The organism is Citrobacter sp. CK194 (genome assembly GCF_030333395.1).
GTDB lineage: Bacteria > Pseudomonadota > Gammaproteobacteria > Enterobacterales > Enterobacteriaceae > Citrobacter_B > Citrobacter_B koseri.
Genome location: NZ_JAOWGA010000015.1, coordinates 335,584 through 354,988, shown reverse-complemented (window position 1 = coordinate 354,988; position 19,405 = coordinate 335,584). Strand labels below are relative to the sequence as shown.

General features: G+C 52.7%; 18 protein-coding genes and 1 tRNA gene. 4 read left to right on the top strand and 15 right to left on the bottom strand.

The window, feature by feature from the left end; all coding sequences use genetic code 11:
- Positions 1-104: 104 nt before the first annotated feature.
- Positions 105-1,112 carry a zinc-binding alcohol dehydrogenase family protein gene (locus OGX80_RS07120; protein WP_115180953.1) on the bottom strand — a complete coding sequence of 336 codons (1,008 nt, stop codon included), beginning with the start codon at positions 1,110-1,112 and terminating at the stop codon, positions 105-107.
- Between the two features lie 111 nt (positions 1,113-1,223).
- On the opposite strand from OGX80_RS07120, the gene OGX80_RS07115 reads away from it, so the two are divergent.
- Positions 1,224-2,132, top strand: a complete 909-nt coding sequence (locus OGX80_RS07115; RefSeq protein ID WP_115180954.1) for a LysR family transcriptional regulator — start codon at positions 1,224-1,226, stop codon at positions 2,130-2,132.
- Between the two features lie 408 nt (positions 2,133-2,540).
- Here the strand turns inward: OGX80_RS07115 and OGX80_RS07110 are convergent, their stop codons facing one another.
- The 6 genes from OGX80_RS07110 to OGX80_RS07085 form a co-directional block, all read right to left on the bottom strand.
- The gene (locus tag OGX80_RS07110; RefSeq protein ID WP_042714425.1) at positions 2,541-3,353 is read right to left on the bottom strand and encodes a hypothetical protein; all 813 of its coding nucleotides are present in this window, start codon (positions 3,351-3,353) and stop codon (positions 2,541-2,543) included.
- Between the two features lie 494 nt (positions 3,354-3,847).
- Positions 3,848-6,181: a primase-helicase zinc-binding domain-containing protein gene (locus tag OGX80_RS07105; RefSeq protein WP_286471142.1), complete on the bottom strand. Its 2,334-nt coding sequence runs from the start codon at positions 6,179-6,181 to the stop codon at positions 3,848-3,850.
- 14 nt (positions 6,182-6,195) lie between these two features.
- A complete protein-coding gene (locus OGX80_RS07100) occupies positions 6,196-6,516 on the bottom strand; it encodes a DUF5375 domain-containing protein (protein WP_151347784.1) in 321 nt (106 codons plus the stop codon).
- The gene (locus tag OGX80_RS07095; protein WP_032983269.1) at positions 6,513-6,740 is read right to left on the bottom strand and encodes a hypothetical protein; all 228 of its coding nucleotides are present in this window, start codon (positions 6,738-6,740) and stop codon (positions 6,513-6,515) included. Before OGX80_RS07095 ends, OGX80_RS07100 begins: the two co-directional genes overlap by 4 nt.
- Entirely contained in the window at positions 6,737-7,285 is a 549-nt protein-coding gene (locus OGX80_RS07090) for a host cell division inhibitor Icd-like protein (protein WP_286471141.1), read from the bottom strand. The genes OGX80_RS07095 and OGX80_RS07090 overlap by 4 nt, the downstream gene beginning before the upstream one ends.
- On the bottom strand, positions 7,282-7,548 hold the full coding sequence (locus OGX80_RS07085; RefSeq protein ID WP_032983267.1) for a helix-turn-helix transcriptional regulator: 267 nt from the start codon (positions 7,546-7,548) through the stop codon (positions 7,282-7,284). The genes OGX80_RS07090 and OGX80_RS07085 overlap by 4 nt, the downstream gene beginning before the upstream one ends.
- A gap of 539 nt (positions 7,549-8,087) precedes the next feature.
- Here OGX80_RS07085 and sid point away from each other — a divergent pair.
- Genes sid through OGX80_RS07070 form a run of 3 tightly spaced genes read left to right on the top strand, consistent with a single transcriptional unit; the run spans position 8,088 to position 9,644 of the window.
- Positions 8,088-8,831 carry a capsid size-determining scaffold Sid gene (sid, locus tag OGX80_RS07080; protein WP_286471140.1) on the top strand — a complete coding sequence of 248 codons (744 nt, stop codon included), beginning with the start codon at positions 8,088-8,090 and terminating at the stop codon, positions 8,829-8,831.
- Positions 8,832-8,833: 2 nt separating this feature from the next.
- On the top strand, positions 8,834-9,052 hold the full coding sequence (locus tag OGX80_RS07075; RefSeq protein ID WP_014830132.1) for an ogr/Delta-like zinc finger family protein: 219 nt from the start codon (positions 8,834-8,836) through the stop codon (positions 9,050-9,052).
- A 28-nt stretch (positions 9,053-9,080) separates the two neighbouring features.
- On the top strand, positions 9,081-9,644 hold the full coding sequence (locus OGX80_RS07070; protein ID WP_286471138.1) for a phage polarity suppression protein: 564 nt from the start codon (positions 9,081-9,083) through the stop codon (positions 9,642-9,644).
- Positions 9,645-10,043: 399 nt separating this feature from the next.
- On the opposite strand, the gene OGX80_RS07065 is transcribed toward OGX80_RS07070, so the two are convergent.
- From OGX80_RS07065 to trmH, 8 genes are all read right to left on the bottom strand, one after another.
- Entirely contained in the window at positions 10,044-10,688 is a 645-nt protein-coding gene (locus tag OGX80_RS07065; RefSeq protein ID WP_206804992.1) for a hypothetical protein, read from the bottom strand.
- Entirely contained in the window at positions 10,688-11,557 is an 870-nt protein-coding gene (locus tag OGX80_RS07060; RefSeq protein ID WP_097540737.1) for an HAD family hydrolase, read from the bottom strand. Before OGX80_RS07060 ends, OGX80_RS07065 begins: the two co-directional genes overlap by 1 nt.
- A gap of 69 nt (positions 11,558-11,626) precedes the next feature.
- Positions 11,627-12,796, bottom strand: coding sequence for a tyrosine-type recombinase/integrase (locus OGX80_RS07055; RefSeq protein WP_097540736.1), 1,170 nt, complete (start codon positions 12,794-12,796; stop codon positions 11,627-11,629).
- A gap of 161 nt (positions 12,797-12,957) precedes the next feature.
- Positions 12,958-13,052, bottom strand: a tRNA-Sec gene (locus OGX80_RS07050).
- Between the two features lie 249 nt (positions 13,053-13,301).
- Positions 13,302-15,011 carry an AsmA family protein gene (locus OGX80_RS07045; RefSeq protein ID WP_112001397.1) on the bottom strand — a complete coding sequence of 570 codons (1,710 nt, stop codon included), beginning with the start codon at positions 15,009-15,011 and terminating at the stop codon, positions 13,302-13,304.
- A 121-nt stretch (positions 15,012-15,132) separates the two neighbouring features.
- Positions 15,133-16,524 (bottom strand): xanthine/proton symporter XanP, encoded by a 1,392-nt coding sequence (gene xanP / locus OGX80_RS07040; RefSeq protein WP_024131065.1) that lies wholly within the window; start codon positions 16,522-16,524, stop codon positions 15,133-15,135.
- 103 nt (positions 16,525-16,627) lie between these two features.
- Positions 16,628-18,709 carry an ATP-dependent DNA helicase RecG gene (gene recG, locus OGX80_RS07035; protein ID WP_286471137.1) on the bottom strand — a complete coding sequence of 694 codons (2,082 nt, stop codon included), beginning with the start codon at positions 18,707-18,709 and terminating at the stop codon, positions 16,628-16,630.
- 4 nt (positions 18,710-18,713) lie between these two features.
- Positions 18,714-19,403: a tRNA (guanosine(18)-2'-O)-methyltransferase TrmH gene (gene trmH / locus OGX80_RS07030; protein WP_049011031.1), complete on the bottom strand. Its 690-nt coding sequence runs from the start codon at positions 19,401-19,403 to the stop codon at positions 18,714-18,716.
- Positions 19,404-19,405: the final 2 nt, after the last annotated feature.

Here is a 19,405-nt window from a genome sequence, read left to right as displayed (position 1 = left end):
TGCGGCAAGCATAGCGATTTCGTCCCGGAAGAGACAACCCGTTCATATAGTTTTACGCGGCGTATAAAAAAGCAGGGGCGACTTTCTCGCCCCTGGGGGGCTTATCAGAAGCCTTCCAGCACAATCTTGCCGACGGAGCGGCCCGTTTCAAGCTGTGCGTGCGCTTTCTGAATATTCGCCGCGTTGATGGCTCCGTAATGCTCGCCCAGCGTGGTGTGAATCACCTTAGCATCAATAAGCTGCGCCACGCGGGTCAGTAGCTGATGCTGGGCGAGCATGTCGTCGGTTTCAAACATTGAGCGGGTAAACATAAACTCCCAGTGCAGCGAAATACTCTTTGTTTTCAGCGGTCGTGCGTCGAGCGTTGCCGGATCGTCTATCAGCGCCAGCTTACCCTGCGGCGCCAGGGCTTCGATGAGCTGCGGGTAATGCTTATCAGTGTGGGTCAGGCTGGCGACGTGCGTCACCGTGTTGATGCCGATCCGCGCCAGCTCTTCCGTCAGCGGTTTGCTATGGTCGATGACATGATGCGCACCGGCTTCGCGTACCCATTTCTGGCTTTCCGGGCGCGATGCGGTGCCGATCACCGTTAGTCGGGTGAGTTTGCGGGCCAGCTGCGTCAGGATGGAGCCCACGCCGCCTGCGGCGCCGACAATCAGCAACGTATCCCCTTCGTTGCCGCCTTCTTCAACGCCGAGGCGGTCAAACAACATTTCCCATGCGGTGATCGAGGTCAGCGGCAGCGCTGCTGCGGCGGCATTATCCAGCGTTTTGGGTTTCAACGCGACGATGCGCTCATCAACAAGCTGGAACTCGCTGTTGCTTCCCGGACGGCCCAACGCGCCGGCATACCAGACTTCATCCCCCGGTGCGAACAATGTCACCGCCTCGCCGACTGATTTCACTACGCCTGTGGCATCCCAGCCCAGCACGCGCGGGGTCTCTGCGTTAAAACCCGCGCGTACTTTGGTATCGACCGGGTTAACGGAGATGGCTTTCACCTCAACCAGCAGGTCATGTCCGGCGGCGACCGGAACAGGGAGGTCAATGTCCTGTAAAAACTCAATATTGCTGCCTTCTGGCGCGGCGCGGGTAATTGCGATGGCTTTCATAACGTCTCCGGTGTGGGAACAGGTTTATCGTTTGTATAATTCGATGGTAAACCGCCAGCAGAACGGGAAAAATAGCCTCACGACGACAGGACTTATATTCGGGGAGTGAAAATGTTCCGGCTTGAAGATCTCACGTTGTTTGTTCGCGCGGCGGCGCTAAACAGTTTTAGCGATGCGGCGCGGGAAGCCGGGGTACAGCCTGCCCAGGTCAGTTCCGCCATCAAACGGCTGGAGTCTACGTTAAATATTCGCCTGTTCGCACGCTCGACCCGCAGCTTACGGCTAACGCCGGAAGGCGAGGTCTGGTTGCCTTACGCCAGGCAGATGCTTGAGGTGATGCACGCCGGGCTGCAAAAAATTCAGACGCCGGAAGATGAGATCTCCGGTACGCTGCAAATCGCCGTGCCCTCCGATCTTGGGCGCAATTTACTGCTCCCGGTATTCCAGTCGTTTCGCCGTCGCCACCCTGCGTTGCGCCTGCGGGTGTTTTTCTCCGATCAGGTTGCCGATGTATTTAAAGATCCGGTTGATGTCGCGTTCCGTTACGGCAATACGGAAGATGCTTCTTACATCGCGCTGCCCGTCTCCCCCGATAACCGGCGTGTGCTGGTGGCTTCGCCGGACTGGGTCGCGCAACACGGCGATCCGCGTCATCCCGATGATTTAGCGAATCTGAATGCGTTAACGTTCGTGTTGCGCGGACGCCTGCATGACCGCTGGTCGTTCATCCGCAACGGTGACGTCAGCAGCGTACAGGTCAACGGCACCATGATGAGCGACGATGCTGAAGTTATCCGGCGACTGGCTATCGCCGGAGAGGGGATGGCGTATAAATCCTGGCTTGATGTCTCTGAAGATGTGCGTGACGGGCGATTGCAGCGCCTGATGCCAGATTATCAGGGAGAGAAAGTCCCGCTGAACATGATCTGCCCGCACCGCAAACAGCTTTCGACGGCAGTCCGCCTGCTGCACGAAGCGGTAAAAGCGCGCTGCGAAAGGCTGGAACTCCCCCCGATGTGAGGCGATACGCGTTGCCGTTTGTAGGCCGGATAAGCGTAAGCGCCATCCGGCGCACAATATGACGAGGGGAATCAGCGCGCCCTTAATCCTTTTTAACTGCGGTTGTGCTTCTTTTAGTTCACCAGGTAATGTTTTCTCCCGTTCGCTCCAGGCCGTCAGGACGATACAGCCATAATCGATTTCTTAATAATGGGTGAGGGCGTTTAAAGATCAGGTCGCAATGAAGGAATGAGTTTGGGGAATTGGCTTAAGACCCAGGGGAAGAGTGAGGAACTTTGGTGATCACAGGAGTCAATATTTGGTTGTAAATTATTGTTTTATATTGTCATTTTAAGTTTATTATGATGTGTTTATACGCATTGCTATACACATGTACTGTGGAATAGTGTATAGCAATCTAACACCGGCTCAATCCAACTTGGTCACTACTTCATTCATTGTATAGTGCACAAATTGCTTTCCTAGTTCGGTCAGTACATAAGATTTTGTGTTCTCGAAAGCAGACTCAAGCGTTGATGTGCCTCGCTTGGCTTGCGGGGCATGTCTTTGTTTTAAGAACTGACCATCTTCTGTGGTATTACGTGCTTGCCTAATCACTCCACCTGTTGACAGATCTCTAATTAACATTTTGTAGAGATCAGCTTCAGCCGAATCTTCGCGAGGAATTATTTCATGCAATTCCATCCATATTTCATAACGGGTTACGCCTGGATTTTGATAAATAATTCTGATGACTTGAAAATGCACTTCGTGATAAATATTAAGCCAATCTATAAATAAACGAATAATATCATCAGAGCATATTTTAGAACTGACGGCATTAGTTATCATATTAGAGACTAGCTGTCTTTTTTCTTGTGTATCAGCATCATTCCATACACGAAAACTTTTGCGGACTAAATCAAGATACTCCTCAGACTCAAGTCTTTCATTGATATCCTCGCCTAGTTGTTCAAATCTCTTTGCTATAATATTTAAAGTTGAATTTAAATTTTCTAGTTTTTTATGATGTTCTTCAAGCCATTTTGTTTGTAATGAGTTTAATTTTATATTGCCTTCTTCGCTTTTAAAATTTGCAATAGCACCTAAAAAACCTCCAATCCAAGGTATGCTCCCTAATGCTGCAAGAGCAAACTGTTCTGCTAATCTTTTTTTATTAGAAGGATTTAAACTATCTATTTCATTTCTAAGCTCAATAATATCGAAATTATCATCATCCATCTGAATGATTCCTTATATGTTGCATGACAATACTTAAAATATATGCTTGTTTAACATAAAGATGAATCGATTATTGAGATTTCTATCAAGGATTAACATTTTAGTTACTATGGGCACGCAGTACTTTCCATTCAAGCACTAGTTTCGACTACACCTACAAAAAAGTTCTTTTGCATTTGACTGTTCACACTGTTCACCTCTGTTATTTCTCATTTTATATCATGAAGTTAAGTGGTGATGAGTTGGTGAAGGGTGAACAGTCGACTCTTCACCTTTGTTCGTTTTGCTCGTTCTGGCTGCGCCCGGTCAGGCAATACACGGGGGGTATAAAAAGTTTTTTCCGGTTTTACTGTTCACACTGTTCACCTTTTGTTTTTTATCAATAATTTCAAAGCGATACAGGGTGAATATACGGTGAAGGGTGAACAGTGGAGTGTTCACCTTATGACAATGGTCGGAAAGAAAAAGACCGGCTGGTGCCGGTCTGGAGTTGGTTAAGTCGCTGCAGGTTCGTCGCATTTCGGCAGCCAGTCGCCGTAGCTTTCCTCTTTCAGCGACAGGTTGGTCTGTATCCCCTGCTTTGTGTGCCGCTTCTCATAATTCAGGCCGTACTCTTTCAGCATCATGGGCAGCCCCAGCCCGAACATTTTCAGGCTGAGCACGTTTCTGTACCCGTTGGCCTCCATATAGGCCAGATACGCGTGATAGAGATATTTACGGTAATTACGCGGGACAATGCTGGCATTGCCCATAAACATCCCGTTAGTCTGCGGCAGCATTTCCAGATAGCCGCAAAAATCAAACGTCGGGTCAGCATCGCGCTTGATGCTGAGTGCCTCGTCGGAGTTCTGCTGCGACTGGAGCAGTGCGCGCGCGGCCATCGGGTCGCTGAATTTCTGCATAAGCTGGCGCACGATGACGGCCAGCTCGCGCGCAATTTTATCCCTGAGCTGCGGGTCACGCTCTTCCGGCGCAATCTGCTCCGGGAAGTGAATAATCACCCGGCGACGTGACACACCGCCGCTGCGGTCGGTGAAGCGCATCGGGTTGTTATTCACGGCCAGAATCACAGCCGGAATATGCGTTGAATACGGATTCTGGTATTTCGGGTCAACTGAAACTGCATCGCCGCCGGTGATGGCCTTCAGCCCTGCACCGTCACCGCTCCATTTTTCCTGGTCTGGCAGACGGATTAGCGAGAAGCCAATCAGGGAGGCACGCTTGCGCGGGTCTTCCAGCGTATCGATATCGGCCGACGTGGCGTTATCCTCTCCGGCGAGCAGGGTCGCGATTTCGGCCAGTATACTTTTCCCGCTCCCGCCGGGACCGGTGACTTCGAGAAAGAGCTGCCAGTCGTAACGGTTCGCCAGCACCATAAACAGCGCGGCCAGAATCACGTCGCGTTTTTCTGGTCTGCTACCGGCAGCACGGTCGAGCCAGCGCCAGAAATTCGGGGCATGGGTTTCCAGCGTTTCCCCCTCGACCGGCGGAGTAAAATCCACGTCGCACAGCGTGCGCAGCCAGTGTGATTTGCTGTGTGGGCTGAACAGGCCGCTCCGGGTATCGAGTACCCCGTTGCGAAAACCAATCAGACGGCGTGCCGGTGCGGCCTGCTGAGGAATAATCAGCTTCAGCGTCTCCACCACTGAGGTGATTCTCCCCGACGAGAACGGGGCGCGCAGGCGCTGGAAAAGCCCGGCTACGTCGCGTTCGAAGCTGGACGGCTGAACGACTTTCCATATCCCTGCTTCATAACGGGACAGGAGCTGGCCGTTCGCATCCACCGCCAGCGCTTCGCCGTAATGCTCATGCACCCTCAGAGCCTTGTCGCTGGCGCTCATGGCGGTAAATTCCGCCTCGCTCATGGTATCGAACGGACTTTGTACCGGTGGCCGGATGGCATCATAAATCGCTTTTCGGGTGGCCTCCCCGCCGTGCTGCATAAACGCATCATTCCAGTCACCAAACACCGGCGGCAGGGCGACAATACCCTCACAGGCTTCTGCGGCCGCGGTGGCTTTGTTCTGGCCGTCGCCGTTAAGGTCACGGTCAGCAGCGAGGACAATCTGACAGGCCGGGTGTTTCTGACGGGCAAGGCTCGCCAGAGAAAGAAGGTTCACGGACGACAGTGCCACCATGACGGTTTCGCCTGTCAGGTGATGCACGGTGAGCGCGGTTGCATAGCCCTCCGCAATCCACAGTCGTTTTCCGGCCTGTTTTTTTCCTTCGATGGTGTGACACGCTCCTTTTACCGCCCCGCCTTTCAGGGTGCGTTTGAGCCCCTCAGAATTGATAAGCTGAAGGTTAACCAGCACGCCGGTATCGTCATACAGCGGGACAACCACATCACTGGCGCGGAACGTCACGCCGCCGGTTTTATGTGTGGCCGTCAGCATGACACATTCATGACCGGGGAATCCCTTGCGGGTCAGATAGGCGTTGCCGCTGGCCGTGCGGGTTTTCTCCATCAGTCTGACGGCCAGCGCGGCCGCCGCTTTACGGTCGGCTTCGGTTTCAGCCTCTGCGGCCACAATCATTTCGGGGGCAACCGGTGGCAGGTTGCCGGTCACGGCATCTACCTTTCTGGCTGCCTCTGATGCGGTCACGCCAAATACTTTCTCTATCAGCTTAAGACCGTCACCCGCACCGCACTGGTTACAGAACCATGTGCCGCGCCCCTCTTTATCATCAAAGCGGAAGCGGTCAGAGCCGCCGCACACCGGGCAGGCCTGATGGCGGTTTTTAATGACCTTCACACCCAACGCCGGGAGAATGCGCGGCCAGTGGCCGCACGCCTGTTTTACGGTTTCCGTTACGTTCATTTTCATCGTTATTTTCTCCCTCAGTGCATAACAGGCGATTGAATGTGACGGGCGCAGAGTTCCTCCATCACGGCCAGCCCGAGAAAGGACAGCGACGGCGCGGCCATGAGCGGTCCGGCTTCCATTAAATCTTCCAGCAGTGCACAGGCAATCTGGCGGCCTTTTTCCTCACCGTGCTGGCGCAGATAGAAGCCCTCCAGCTCGTCGGCAATCGCGCTTTCCAGCGCATCAAGGGTAAGGTGTTCGTAGCGGTGCTGACGCTCGCATACTGTCAGCCATGCACAGGCCACGGCGCGGCGATAGAGCGCGGCGCGTAATACGGGTGAAAGAGGCTTTTTCATACGTTGTCCTCCCCGGTCAGCCAGCGCTTTTTGCAGCGCTCGACCACGCCGTCGAGCTGGGCGGTCATGAGGTAAATCACGGAGGTGAGCTGCAACTGCTGCGCCGGGTCGCGACAAACGGAGGTTGAGTCCTGCACCTTCATCAGCTCGTCAACGAGCTGGCCGAGATTACGCATATGCTCAAGGCACTCGATATCATGAGGGGTGATAAGGGTCTGTTTCATGGTCGCACCTCCGCAACCGGCAGGCGGCCAGCGAACGACAGAACGTAATCGCGAACGAGGGACAGGCGTGCGGCGTGTTCATCACCGGCAACGGTGCGGAGCATACAGATACGGGGTTTACGGTCTGCCCGACGAACGGCGGCAAACACAAAGACAAACTGCGGATGAGACGGGGTTAGGGTCGTAGCCATAGCGGCAACCTCCATAGTTAGCTGTGTACAGCTACCACCGAAGTTCTCACGCAATGGTGGTAGCCCAGACGGGGGTGAGAAACCGGCAACTATGGAAACCGGCCAGCCCGAAAGCTGCCCCGCCTGAGCCACCATTATTTTGAAGGCGCAACAGACATAGAACCGTTGCCCGATAAATGGGTGCACAAAAGCATAGACACAAAAAAAGACGCATGGCGCGTCCGGTGTCGCCATAGTTAAACTCGGGTTCTCACGCCCGGCTGTCGATTTTGCGACAGCGGGAAAACTATACCTGGAAACAGCGACAGGAAGCAAGCCAGAAAAAGGGGCTGTTTGCTGAACGGTCATCATCATGCGTCATAGCCCCGGTTACGCTCGGCAATGCGATCTGCCATCCATGCCGTGATTTCAGACTGCGCCCACGCCACGTTTTTTCCGCCGAGAGAGATTTGTTTCGGGAAAGCCTCCCGGCTGATGAGGTCGTAAATGGTCGACCGGGACAGACCGCAAAGATGCATCACTTCGGGCAGGCGGATAAAGCGTTCCTGAACGGCATCAGAGACCGGCATCATCGGGGCGGCAGGGGCAGAAGACGGGGAAGAAAAAGCGGTGTGCATCGGGCTACCTCATAAAGTCCATACTGTGCCGGTCGTGTCCGTCCGGCCTCGGGTAGCTCTCTATTTTGTGAATATTTATCCTCAGGGCAACAAGTCTTTTACGGACAATTTTGCATCCAGACCGTTGATTTATCGAATGTGGCAAACCCATGGCAACTGCTGGCAATCAGTGGCAATTGATGGAAAACCCATGATTACTTTTACTGATTAATACCTCCTGCATTGACCGGAATAAAATATAAAAGCCCCAAGATAAGCCAGAACGGCAGGTGAACAGTGGTGAACAGACGGTGAACAGTCAGACCTGCAACTGTTCACCCTTTAACTTACTGTATTATTTATACTTTTATTTATGGTGAACAGTGGTGAACAGTTATCAGTAAAAAAACAAACGATGAGTAAGGTTTTGCTGAGACCTTTCTCTGGCAAGCCGGGTTTTGAGTGCTGTTTGTGCCAGAACTGCCACAACTGCAATGAATCGAGATGTTGTGTCATGAAGGGCAGAATCATTTCAGGTTGAACACACGGAGAGCCTGAACATGAAACCCGAAACAGTCATTACCGCCCTGCAGAATGTAGCCTCTCAACAGTCAGCAGAGAGCAGCCAGCGCATCACCGACAAGCTGAGCGCATTCACTGCGGCCAGAGACACGCACGCAGCCAGCATGCAGGAACTGAAAGAGATTGATACGTCCATTGAACGCTGTAAGCAGGAGCGGCAGACCGCCCTCAGTGAGAGTGCAGAGGCGGAGCAGGACTGGCGCAGTCGCTTCCGCACCCTGCGCGGCAATCTCACCCCTGAAATGAAAGCTGAGCACAGCAGGCGTATCGCCAGTCGCGAGCTGGCCGACGAGTTCACCGGCCTGATTGCGGAGCTGGAAACTGACCGGACACGCGCCATGCTGAATGCCTGCTCGACCGCCAGTAAATACCTGTCAGCGCATGATGATGCCTTTACCACTTATGCCGGTGCGGAATGGGCTCAGGCGGTCAACACGCTCCCCGCCGCGCTCATTCGTGCTTTCCTGCTGCGCATTCGCGCCCTCGAAATGCAGGGTGACAGTGCACCCCAGTCCGTTGTCGTCGGCGAGCTGCGCGATGCGCTGAGCCGTCAGGGCAGCCTGTATCACTTCGATATGAAGCAGGAGCCGGTATTGTCCGTGACGGGCATGCACCGGCCGCAGATTAACGGTGTCGATATGGAGCTGTTACGCAGCCCGGCGAAGAGAATGATGCTCGCCAGAAAACTGGCTGATAATGGCGAGACAAAAGCGGAGGTATAAGCATGTTTCACTGCCCGTTCTGCAAAACCAGTGCGCACGCCCGCACCAGTCGCTATCTGTCTGAGAACGTCAAACAGCGCTATCACCAGTGCGTGAACGTCGAGTGCTCGGCGACCTTCCGTACGCTTGAATCCGTTGACGGGATTATCCGTTCACCGGTTACTGAGCCGGTTATCCCTGTACCCGCACCGGCGGCCACCGTTAACCGTGCCGGTGCGTGAGCACGGTCAGACATCAGGAGAGACATACGTGACCACACTGACGCTACAGAAAGCCTTTGAGGCCTGTCAGGCAAATAAATCCGCCTGGCTGCAACGCCGGGATGAACTGAAGCAGGCCGAACAGGCGTACCGTGAACAGCTTGCCGGTAACGGCCACAGCGGCCGGAGCCTGCAAACCCTGCGCGAAATTATCGACGTGAAAAAGTGGGAAATAAATCAGGCTGCCGGGCGTTATATCCGCTCGCATGAGGAGGTGCAGCGAATCAGCATCCGTAACCGGCTGAATGATTTTATGCAGGCGCACGGCGCGGAGCTGGCCGCCGCCCTTGCCCCGGAGCTGATGAATTATTCCGGGCAGCATTCCGCCATTCAGCGCTGCGTCATGCAGCACTCACTCGACTATCTGCGTGAAGCGCTGCAGGTCTGGCTGGCCGCCGGTGAAAAAATTAATTATTCGGCGCAGGATAATGACAATTTAACGGCCATCGGATTCAGGCCTGATGCGGCCTCGCGCGATGATAATCGTGAAAAATTCACACCCGCACAGAACCTGAATTACACCCGCCGACGCGCAGAGCTGGCCGCACAGTAGTCCTTTCAAAAATTCACGAAAATCCCGCCTTTTTCCCCTAAAAAAGCCATGCATGCATAAGGTGCATGGTTTTGCATGCGTTTTACCGATACTGGAACCCCCGCCAGCGCCAGCACTGGCGCGCCCTGAGGCAGGTCATGCACCTGCGTTAAATGCGCCCCCTTAAGCGGGCAGGCGGGGCGGGGAGAGCATTGCGCGCTAGCGGCTTAACATTAATTTATTTTTCTGATCTCAGGGCGTCATAATGGCAATAATTTATTATATGAGGTTATTCATCGTGTGAGCTTAGAGGGCGTTAAGTCGGAGGGGGGGAATTAGTATAATGCCGCTAAAGTGCGGCATTATTAGAAAGATGGAAGATTACTTTTATTTCCACGAGAATATATTTACATGAGAAATTTAATTTTGTTTCTTGTTGGCGCTTTCTGGCAAGGAGTTAAAAGAACACTGATAACCATTATAGTTTATATTCCTGGTGCACTGAGCTTCTATTTTTATTTGCTCATAAGGGTTGGTTTTGCTTGGAGAGCTAAAAATCATCATGCAACCTCCTGTGATTAATAGGACAGCCAACACACCAAAATAAAATATTTTAGCCTTGGTAGTGCTGTGAACATTCTTAAAGAAGAGAATGTCCCTAGGGCTATTGTCACCGATTGTTTTAGTAAGATCTATATTTACAATATCTACACCGATCTCTTTTTCAATAGCCAATCCCTTTTTTACTGCGCCGAGTAATAATGGATGATACCAATAGACGTCAACAAAATAGAAAAGCAACCAAACAATAGCTGCTCCAAATGCAAGCATTCCCGCAACTGAGTAGCTGCCTCCAAAAATGACTAAACTTGAGCTTGAGTTAAAGCTAACACCTATTGCACCAATAAATGCTGATAATATAAGAATCCCAAAGTTACGAACTTTCATTTCGAGATCATTGAAGTGCTTTTGCACATCAATAATTGTCTTCCATACGTCAACCTTGAGCTTTAGCGCTTCAAGATTAATCGTGGCTAAAAATTTCTCCTCATCGGTCATCGCCATTATTTATTTCCTTTAAATTCTGAAAATTCAAAAATAGATAAAATATCTGAGAAAACTTCTACGGTATGAGTTGGTTTGGCACCAGAGGCATTTTCTTTTATTTTTCTTTCTCTTTCTACATCTTCATCTGTCCAGTGTGTGACAGCACGTAAAAGATCATAACCATCTTTATTTTCCTCAAAATGACCAGTTCCGTAACTGGCGAATACATCACTAACATTGGCATTTTGCGCCATTTCAATGTCTTTCATTTCACTATCGCCAATGTAAACACATTCTTCTGGAGCAGCCCCAATGGATGCAATAATATCTAAAAGTAGTTGAGGGTTTGGCTTGATTTCATCTTTAGGAGTATATTCTTGTTTAGTATGCACAAGATTATATTTCACCTGTTTTTCCTCACCATCTGGTATTTCATGATCTTCTGGCGAAAACAAAACATCAATAATGCCATCAAGCCCCAATTTAGTAAGTCGAAAATTTGAGTAGTAAGCTTTTGATTCAGTGTAAGCGACAATAAAGCACCCTTTTTCTTTAAGGGTTTTCAAAGTTTCTAATACTGTAGGGTACAGCATTAAATGCTTTTTTCTTGCGCTTCTAAAAGCGTGGATAGCCTCATCCATTGCTAAATTAATAGACTCGCGGTCCCCATATTTTTTCTGTAGCAATGGGATGCTTTCAAGAATAAATGAATACTCAGCAGTGCCATATTTTTGATGAATAGGCCTGATTTGTTCAATTAAATCAGCTTTAGGTATTTCTGAAATTTCCACCACTTTGTTCAACATGGCATTAAAACTATTGTACCAAACACTAAACCAATCAAAAAGTGTATTATCAAGATCTGTTATTAATACTGTCTTTTTCATGTAAACTCCAAAATATTTGATTTCATATATTATAAAACATTTTACAATGCTTTTCTATTAATGATGTGTTCAGGTTGGATATAACATATCACTGTACCACTGCATCATAATCCGACGATTTTCAAGGTATTGTGCATGATTATATATCCCCCTAATGGAATTTTTATCAGCATGAGCTAACTGCAGTTCAATCCATTTGCTGTCAAATCCTTGCTCATGAAGTATTGTTGACATTGTGTGTCGGAATCCGTGCCCTGTAGCTCGTCCTTTATAACCCAACAACTCTATAACTTGTGTGACTGTTTCTTTACTAATCGGTTTGCTGCGGTTATTTCTTCCTATGAATATATAAGGATATCTTCCCGTTATTGGCTTCAATTGGAGAAATAATTGAATAACTTGAGAAGAGAGAGGGACTATGTGTGGTCTTTGCATTTTCATTCTATCCGCTGGTATCTCCCATAGTCCTTTATCCAAATCCATTTCATCCCAAGTAGCAAAGCGCATTTCCTGTGTTCTTACACCAGTTAACATAACAATCTTAGTCGCATTTTTTGTGATGATGCTGCCGGTATACGCTTCAAGATCCCGAACAAAATGAGGTAACTCTTCAGCAGACAAAAAAGGATGGTGCTTTTGCTTAGGAACGGCCAGAGCGATAGCTAAATCAGGCGCTGGATTGTATTCAGCGCGGCCAGTTATGATCGCATACCGATAGACCTCACCACATCTTTGCCGCACTTTTCTGGTCTTCTCTAGTGCTCCACGCTTTTCTATTCGTCGCAATACTTCAAGCAGTTCTAACGGTTTGATTTCACTGATAGGACGTTTACCAATGAACGGGAACACATCTTGCTCAAATGTCTTAATGATTTCTTCGCGATAGGCCACTGTCCAGCGGTCAGCTTTGTTGGTGTGCCATTCTCGACATATGGCTTCGAATGAGTTCTCTGTTGAGAGTTGCTGCGCCAGTTTTTGGGCTTTACGTTCTTCCACTGGGTCTATGCCTTTTGCTACCTGCCTACGAGCTGCATCACGTTTCTCACGAGCTTCTGCGAGGCTCACAAGGTCGTAGCTGCCAAATGACATTAGCCGTGCTTTACCGGCAAAACGAAAGCGGAAGCGCCAGCCCTTTGAGCCGTCTGGATTGATGAGTAATGACAGGCCTTGCCCATCGTTCAATGTGTAGGGCTTATCTTGGGGCTTTGCTCGTTTAATTTGTATGTCTGATAGTGGCATGTGTATAAGTCAAAAATGTGTATAAAAAATCTATACACATCACTATACATATTTTTCATGGATTCAGGGAGAACTTGTCGGACGGTTACGGATGAGTGATTAACTATCTATTTTGAAAATAAAGGATTTTAAGACTTTCTCGGATGGCGGCGGAAGAATTTTGGCGGAAGATCACAGGAGTCGAACCTGCCCGGGACCGCTGGCGGCCCCAACTGGATTTGAAGTCCAGCCGCCTCACCGGAGACGACGATCTTCCGCGCCCACATTGCTACATGGAGGCGGGGCGCATTATAGCTACTTTCTCAAGGTTTCCACATCCCCCCTCTCACTTTTTTCATCAGCCTTTCGCCTTACCATGATCGGTTTCATATAAATCTTCACAAAATCCATGAGTTACCTGTTTTCATATCTTTTGGGAATTATGAGTACGCATAACGTTCATGCGACGTTTCGTGAGAAAACCTGTCACAGGCCCGGTAAGCGTAGCGCCACCGGGCAAAACACACTATTGCGCAGGCTGTGGTTGCGTGACTTCCGCTCCTGACACAACGCCTGCCCGCATTGTTTGCGTCACCTGCTGTTTATCGGCGTTTACCGCGTGCAACTGGCCGTTTACCGTTGGCTTCAGTGGGGCGTCCGCCTGGATATTACCGCTGGCGGTAAGCTGGATGTTGCCGTCGCCGGAAATGGGCAGCGCAGGCCATCCCCATTGCTGCAAGACGTTCATTGGCACGCCGCGTCCGTTCAGGCTGACTTTTGTCTGGCGCTGGGGGAGTTGTGAAACGCTGGCCGTGGCTTCTAACAGCCCTTTCTCCGTAAATGCGCTCAGCTCGTTGATGTTAACTGTGCTGCTGTTTGCCGCCAGCGCCAGGGAGGGGCGACGCACGTCCACTCGGTTAAACGTCGCGGCTGCCGCGTTAAGCGTTGCGTTCCCACTCCATACGCCCCATTGATGGTTCTGCACCAGTCCCAGATTTGCGCCATAACCATCCAGCGCGGTGAGTTGCCACGGGAAAGCCGGGTCGATATCAATCACCAGGTTGCGACTGGCGCTGAATTTTTTCAGCGTCAGGCTGTTTAACCAGCCAGGCAGAGGTTTCATCCACTGCTGCTTCCAGTTTTCCGGCAGCGTGTATTCCAGCCCGGCAATGGCGGCATCGTCGAGGATTAGCGCTTTGCCATTACGCAGCCAGTTGCCGGATGTTCTGACCATACCGCCTTCCCAGCGGGTCGTGAACTGGCGTAGCGCAATGCCCTGCGGTGAGAATTCGGCATTCAGAATGGGATCGAAGAAATGCAGCGAACCGTAGATGAACTCGCTGGCATTCATCGACAGTTTGCCTTCTTGCGTCTGCCAGTCATCTTTGCTGAACGTCAGGTTGCGCAAACTGAGATCGAGGTCGGTTACTGCCCAGTCCGGGCCTTGCAGGCGGGCATCGGTCACTTCAAGACGGCCAATTTGCAGAGACGGGATAGCGGTAAGCGGGGCAAAAAAGTCGGTCAGCGATTTATCGCTTTGCAGCCGGATGTCGTTCAGACGCAGATTTTCCACCACCCAACTGCCGTCCGCGTTGCGTCGCGCCACGCCGGTTAAGGCGCCGCGCGCAATGTCTGCGCCAATGTTGCTTAAGATTACCTGTTCCTTATCAATGCTGCCTTCAATCAGCACGTTGGTCGCGGGAACATCATTCAGCGTGAGCGAACCAGCGCTGAGTTGTATCTGCGCCTTATTCCCCAATACCTTGCCCGCTTCGGGACGCCAGGGAACCACGCCGCCGTTAACGCGCTGAGCGCTCAGGTTCCACTCACCGCCCGGGCTGTTAAGCGCCATGTTCTGTAATTGCAGGCGGTCAGCCTGAACAGGAAGCGGTGCGGTCTGCGGGGAGATATTAAGCGTGCCGTCCTGCAACAGGATGGCGTCGACGTGCAGGGGATCGGTTATCTGGCGACTGCTCAGGCCGATATCCACCGTTTTCGCGACTAACGTGGCGGGCTGGCCATCCCGGCCAAACGTAACGTTCTCAAGCAAAACGTGGGACGGTGCGGAGAAGCGGTGGTCCATGACATCAAATGTCAGGCTGTACCCGCTGTTCTCTGATATCCAGGCGCTCACATGCTCCGCGCCCCAGCGGGTTTGCAGCAGAAAATAGAGACCGAGGATCACCACCAAAAGGGCAATCAATATGTAGAGAATCAGCTTTCCAATAAATTTCATGGTCTTCCATCCCGCGAAGTGCACACATCTGAGTTATGCACGATTTACGCGCAATCCTCAAGGCGGGAATGGTGAAAGAGCGTTACAGCGGCGATGATTGTCGATCATCGCCGCATTTCGCTTACGGTTTCTCTGGCGGGAAAATCAGGTTCAGAACGATAGCGGTGATGCCCCCAGCGGCAATGCCGGAGGAGAGCAGGTTTTTCACCCAGTCTGGCGCAAATTGCAGGATCAGCGGCTGCTGAGAAACGCCCAGGCCGACAGCCAGCGACAGCGCGATAATCAGGATAGCGCGGCGGTTCAGCGGTTCACGGGAGACGATACGCACGCCGGAAGCGGCGATGGTGCCGAACATCACCAGCGTGGCGCCGCCGAGCACCGGTTCAGGAATGTGCTGCACAAAGCCGCTTACTGCCGGGAACAGGCCGAGCAGGATCAGCATCAGCGCTACCACAAAGCCGACATAGCGGCTGGCCACGCCGGTCAACTGAATCACGCCGTTATTCTGCCCGAAACAGGAGTTGGGGAAGGTATTGAACACGGCGGAAACAAAGGAGTTCAGGCCGTTAGCCAGCACGCCGCCTTTCAGACGCTTCATATACAGCGGCCCGGAGACCGGCTGCTCGGAGACATCGGAGGTGGCGGTGATATCGCCGATGGTCTCCAGTGAGGTGATCATAAAGACCAGCATTAGCGGCAGCAGCAGGTTCCAGTCAATGCCCAGACCGTAGTACAGCGGCGTGGGCACCATGATTAAGTCTTGTGTTGCCGGTGTGGTGTTTTCCGGCAACATCCCCATAAACCAGGCCAGCAGATAGCCTGCCGCCATCGCGATCACCAGCGAAGCCACGCGCAGGTAAGGGTTGCGCTGGCGGTTAAGCAGGATGATCAGCGCCAGTACAACGCCTGCCAGCATCAGGTTTTTGGGCGCGCCAAAGGTGTTGTCGCTCATTGCGGCATAGCCGCCGCCAATGGATGTTAAACCCACCTGGATCAGCGACAGGCCGATAATCATCACCACCACGCCGGAGACCAGCGGTGTGATAATGCGGCGCGCCAGATGCAGTATGCGGGAGAGAACCATCTCGGTGCAGCTTGCCAGCATCAGCGTGCCGAATAGCGCCGCCATCATGGTGGGGACGTCCGCTCCGCCGGTTTTCAGCGCGGTGCCGCCCATAATCAGCGGGGCGACAAAGTTAAAACTGGTGCCCTGAATAGATAGCAACCCTGAACCGACCGGCCCCCATGCTTTGATTTGAATAATTGAGGCCACACCGGAGGCGAACAGCGACATACTGATAATGTGTTGAGTATCTTGTGCCGGTAAACCGAGCGCCTGGCAGATTAACAGCGCTGGCGTGATGACCGCGACGAACATTGCCAGCAGGTGCTGACAGGCGGCAAACAGGGTTTGAGGGAGTGGCGGGCGATCTTCAAGACGGTAAATCAGTTCGCTGTTTTGCGTCTGCGCAACCGGTTGCGCATTTGCCGACTCGACGGTGTTAACAGACATCAGAGGCAATCCCATGGTGGAAAAGCGGTGATTTTATCTGACCAGATGGTAAAAGCAAACGATTGCATTTATAAATTTTACAAACGGTCTCGGGCGGGGGTTATCAGGCGTTGGAATAACGCTCGGTTTCGGGCATCCAGCGTTCAATCAGGGCGGTTGCCTGTTGCGGATAATGTTCGTGAATGTGACGGGCAATGCGTTGAACATCCGGGATAATGGCCTGATCGCGCAGCAAATCCGCCACTTTGAACTCGGCGTTACCCGTCTGACGCGTGCCCAGCAGTTCACCGGGGCCGCGAATCTCTAAATCCTTTTGCGCAATCACAAAGCCGTCGTTGCTGTCCCGTAAGACCTGAAGGCGCTTCTGCGCGGTTTTCGAGAGCGGTGATTTGTAGAGCAGTACGCAATGGGAGGCCACCGCGCCACGGCCCACGCGTCCACGTAACTGGTGTAATTGCGCCAGACCTAACCGTTCCGGGTTTTCGATAATCATCAGGCTGGCGTTGGGGACATCCACCCCGACTTCAATCACCGTTGTTGCGACCAGCAGGTGCAGCTCACCCTGCTTAAAGGCCGCCATCACCGCCTGCTTCTCTGCGGGTTTCATTCGCCCATGAACCAGACCAATCTTCAACTCCGGTAAGGCGAGCCTGAGCTCTTCCCATGTCGCTTCCGCAGCCTGGGCTTCTAACAAATCCGACTCTTCAATCAACGTACAGACCCAGTATGCCTGGCGGCCTTCCTGGGTACAGGCATTGCGGACGCGATCGATAATATCGCTACGACGGGTGTCCGGGATGGCAACGGTAGTGACAGGTGTGCGACCCGGCGGTAGCTCATCAATCACGGAGGTATCGAGATCGGCATAGGCGGTCATTGCCAGGGTGCGGGGGATCGGCGTTGCGGTCATGATTAACTGATGCGGGTGGAACCCCTGCTGCTGACCTTTTTCCCACAGCGCCAGGCGTTGATGGACGCCGAAGCGGTGCTGTTCATCGATAATCACCAGCGCCAGCCCGTTAAATTGCACTTGCTCCTGGAAAATCGCGTGGGTGCCGACCACCATCTGTACCTGCCCGCTGGCGATGGCTTCCTGCTGCGCCAGGCGCGCTTTCCCCTTCTGTTTACCTGCCAGCCAACCCACTTCAATACCAAGCGGTGCAAACCAGTTGCGGAAGTTACTGGCATGCTGCTCGGCCAGCAGTTCTGTCGGCGCCATCAACGCCACCTGTTTGCCGTGCGCAATGGCGCGTAGCGCAGCCAGCGCGGCGACCAGCGTTTTACCGGAACCGACGTCGCCCTGCACCAGACGCATCATTGGCACATCGAGCGCCATGTCGCGTTCGATCTCCGCCACCACGCGCGCCTGCGCACCCGTTGGTTTGAACGGCAATGCGGCCAGCAGCTGATTCTTCAGTGAATCGTTCGCGCTAAGCGGCTGGGCGTGAAAACGCTGCGCGCCGGCACGCAGCGCCAGCATGCTCAGGTTATGCGCCAGTAGTTCTTCCAGAATCAGGCGTCGCTGCGCCGGATGCTGCCCGGTTTCCAGATCGCTAAGCTGTAGCGACGGTGGTGGGCGATGCAGCGTGCGCAAGGCTTCCGGCAGGCTCATCATTCCTTGCGCAAGTTCAGGCGGCAGAAGCTCGGCAATGGCGCAGGTATCAAGCAGGTCCAGCGCCTGGTCGGTGAGCTTACGCAGCGTGGCTTGCTTAATGCCTTCGGTGGTCGGATAAACGGGCGTGAGCGTTTCCTGAAGCTCCGGCGTGCTGAGATCGCCCTGCACGCGGCATTCAGGGTGAATCATCTCCGCGCCGTACTTCCCGCGTTTGGCTTCACCATAGGCCAGTACGCGCCGCCCGGTCGCCAGGCTGTTTTTCATTGCCGCGCTGAAGTTGAAAAAGCGCATGGTGAGAATGCCGGAGCCGTCGCTAATCTGGCAGGTCATCATCCTGCGACCGCCGAAGGTGATATTGCAGTTCAGCACTTCGCCTTCAACAGTGGCGTAAATGCCCGGCAGCAGTTCGCCAATCGGGTAAAGATGGGTGCGATCTTCATAACGCAGGGGAAGGTGCAACAGGAGGTCCTGCACGGTGTGCAGGCCAATTTTCGCCAGTTTGCTGCTTTGCGCCGCGCCAACGCCGGTTAAGGAATTGAGCGGGATGGCATCCAGCAAACGGCCTTTCATGTGATTACCCTGCCGCCTGCATCGTGGACCACCAGGCGGCGTCGGCCTCGATCTCACCCTGCATGTTTACATGAGGGTAGGGCAGGCCCTTGCGTTTAGCGACTTTCGCCAGCACCGGATAGCCGCCCTCAAACAGCAGGCGCTGCTGTTCGTCTTCCGGCAGCATGCTGTTTTCACGCAGGTACATGCCGGCGTTCTGCCGCTGGCGCTGCGCTTCGTAGAGAATCAGAGCGGAAGCGACGGAAACGTTAAGTGACTGCACCATGCCGATCATCGGGATGATGATGTCCTGATCCGCCAGGTCTAAGGCTTCCTGGGTGATGCCGGTTTTCTCCTGCCCCATCAGGATGCAGGTTGGGCGCGTGTAATCGATTTCGCGGAAATCAACAGCTTTATCAGAGAGATGAGTCGCCAGAACCTGCATGCCCCGGCCCTTCAAATGGCTGACCGCATCGCCGATGGTACGGTGGGTTTTCACCTGTACCCAGCTATTGCTGCCCGCTGCCGCCGACGCCATGGTGCGCATACGGCTGCCCGGCCAGACGGCGTGAACTTCGTGTACACCTACTGCGTCGGCGGTGCGAATGATCGCCGAGACATTATGAGGTTTGTGGACCTGCTCCATGCAGACCGTCAGATCAGGCTGACGCCTGGCGAGCATCTCGCAGATACGCGCATAACGCTGTAAGTTCATAA

Bases quoted from the DNA above. Each gene is read 5' to 3' on its own strand.
- OGX80_RS07120 (WP_115180953.1), bottom strand. From the start codon at position 1,112: ATGAAAGCCATCGCAATTACCCGCGCCGCGCCAGAAGGCAGCAATATT.
- sid (WP_286471140.1), top strand. From the start codon at position 8,088: ATGAAACCCGAAACAGTCATTACCGCCCTGCAGAATGTAGCCTCTCAA.
- OGX80_RS07095 (WP_032983269.1), bottom strand. From the start codon at position 6,740: ATGAAACAGACCCTTATCACCCCTCATGATATCGAGTGCCTTGAGCAT.
- OGX80_RS07090 (WP_286471141.1), bottom strand. From the start codon at position 7,285: ATGATGATGACCGTTCAGCAAACAGCCCCTTTTTCTGGCTTGCTTCCT.
- OGX80_RS07115 (WP_115180954.1), top strand. From the start codon at position 1,224: ATGTTCCGGCTTGAAGATCTCACGTTGTTTGTTCGCGCGGCGGCGCTA.
- OGX80_RS07045 (WP_112001397.1), bottom strand. From the start codon at position 15,011: ATGAAATTTATTGGAAAGCTGATTCTCTACATATTGATTGCCCTTTTG.
- OGX80_RS07100 (WP_151347784.1), bottom strand. From the start codon at position 6,516: ATGAAAAAGCCTCTTTCACCCGTATTACGCGCCGCGCTCTATCGCCGC.
- OGX80_RS07055 (WP_097540736.1), bottom strand. From the start codon at position 12,796: ATGCCACTATCAGACATACAAATTAAACGAGCAAAGCCCCAAGATAAG.
- recG (WP_286471137.1), bottom strand. From the start codon at position 18,709: ATGAAAGGCCGTTTGCTGGATGCCATCCCGCTCAATTCCTTAACCGGC.
- OGX80_RS07105 (WP_286471142.1), bottom strand. From the start codon at position 6,181: ATGAAAATGAACGTAACGGAAACCGTAAAACAGGCGTGCGGCCACTGG.
- OGX80_RS07075 (WP_014830132.1), top strand. From the start codon at position 8,834: ATGTTTCACTGCCCGTTCTGCAAAACCAGTGCGCACGCCCGCACCAGT.
- OGX80_RS07110 (WP_042714425.1), bottom strand. From the start codon at position 3,353: ATGGATGATGATAATTTCGATATTATTGAGCTTAGAAATGAAATAGAT.
- OGX80_RS07065 (WP_206804992.1), bottom strand. From the start codon at position 10,688: ATGGCGATGACCGATGAGGAGAAATTTTTAGCCACGATTAATCTTGAA.
- trmH (WP_049011031.1), bottom strand. From the start codon at position 19,403: ATGAACTTACAGCGTTATGCGCGTATCTGCGAGATGCTCGCCAGGCGT.
- OGX80_RS07060 (WP_097540737.1), bottom strand. From the start codon at position 11,557: ATGAAAAAGACAGTATTAATAACAGATCTTGATAATACACTTTTTGAT.
- OGX80_RS07085 (WP_032983267.1), bottom strand. From the start codon at position 7,548: ATGCACACCGCTTTTTCTTCCCCGTCTTCTGCCCCTGCCGCCCCGATG.
- xanP (WP_024131065.1), bottom strand. From the start codon at position 16,524: ATGTCTGTTAACACCGTCGAGTCGGCAAATGCGCAACCGGTTGCGCAG.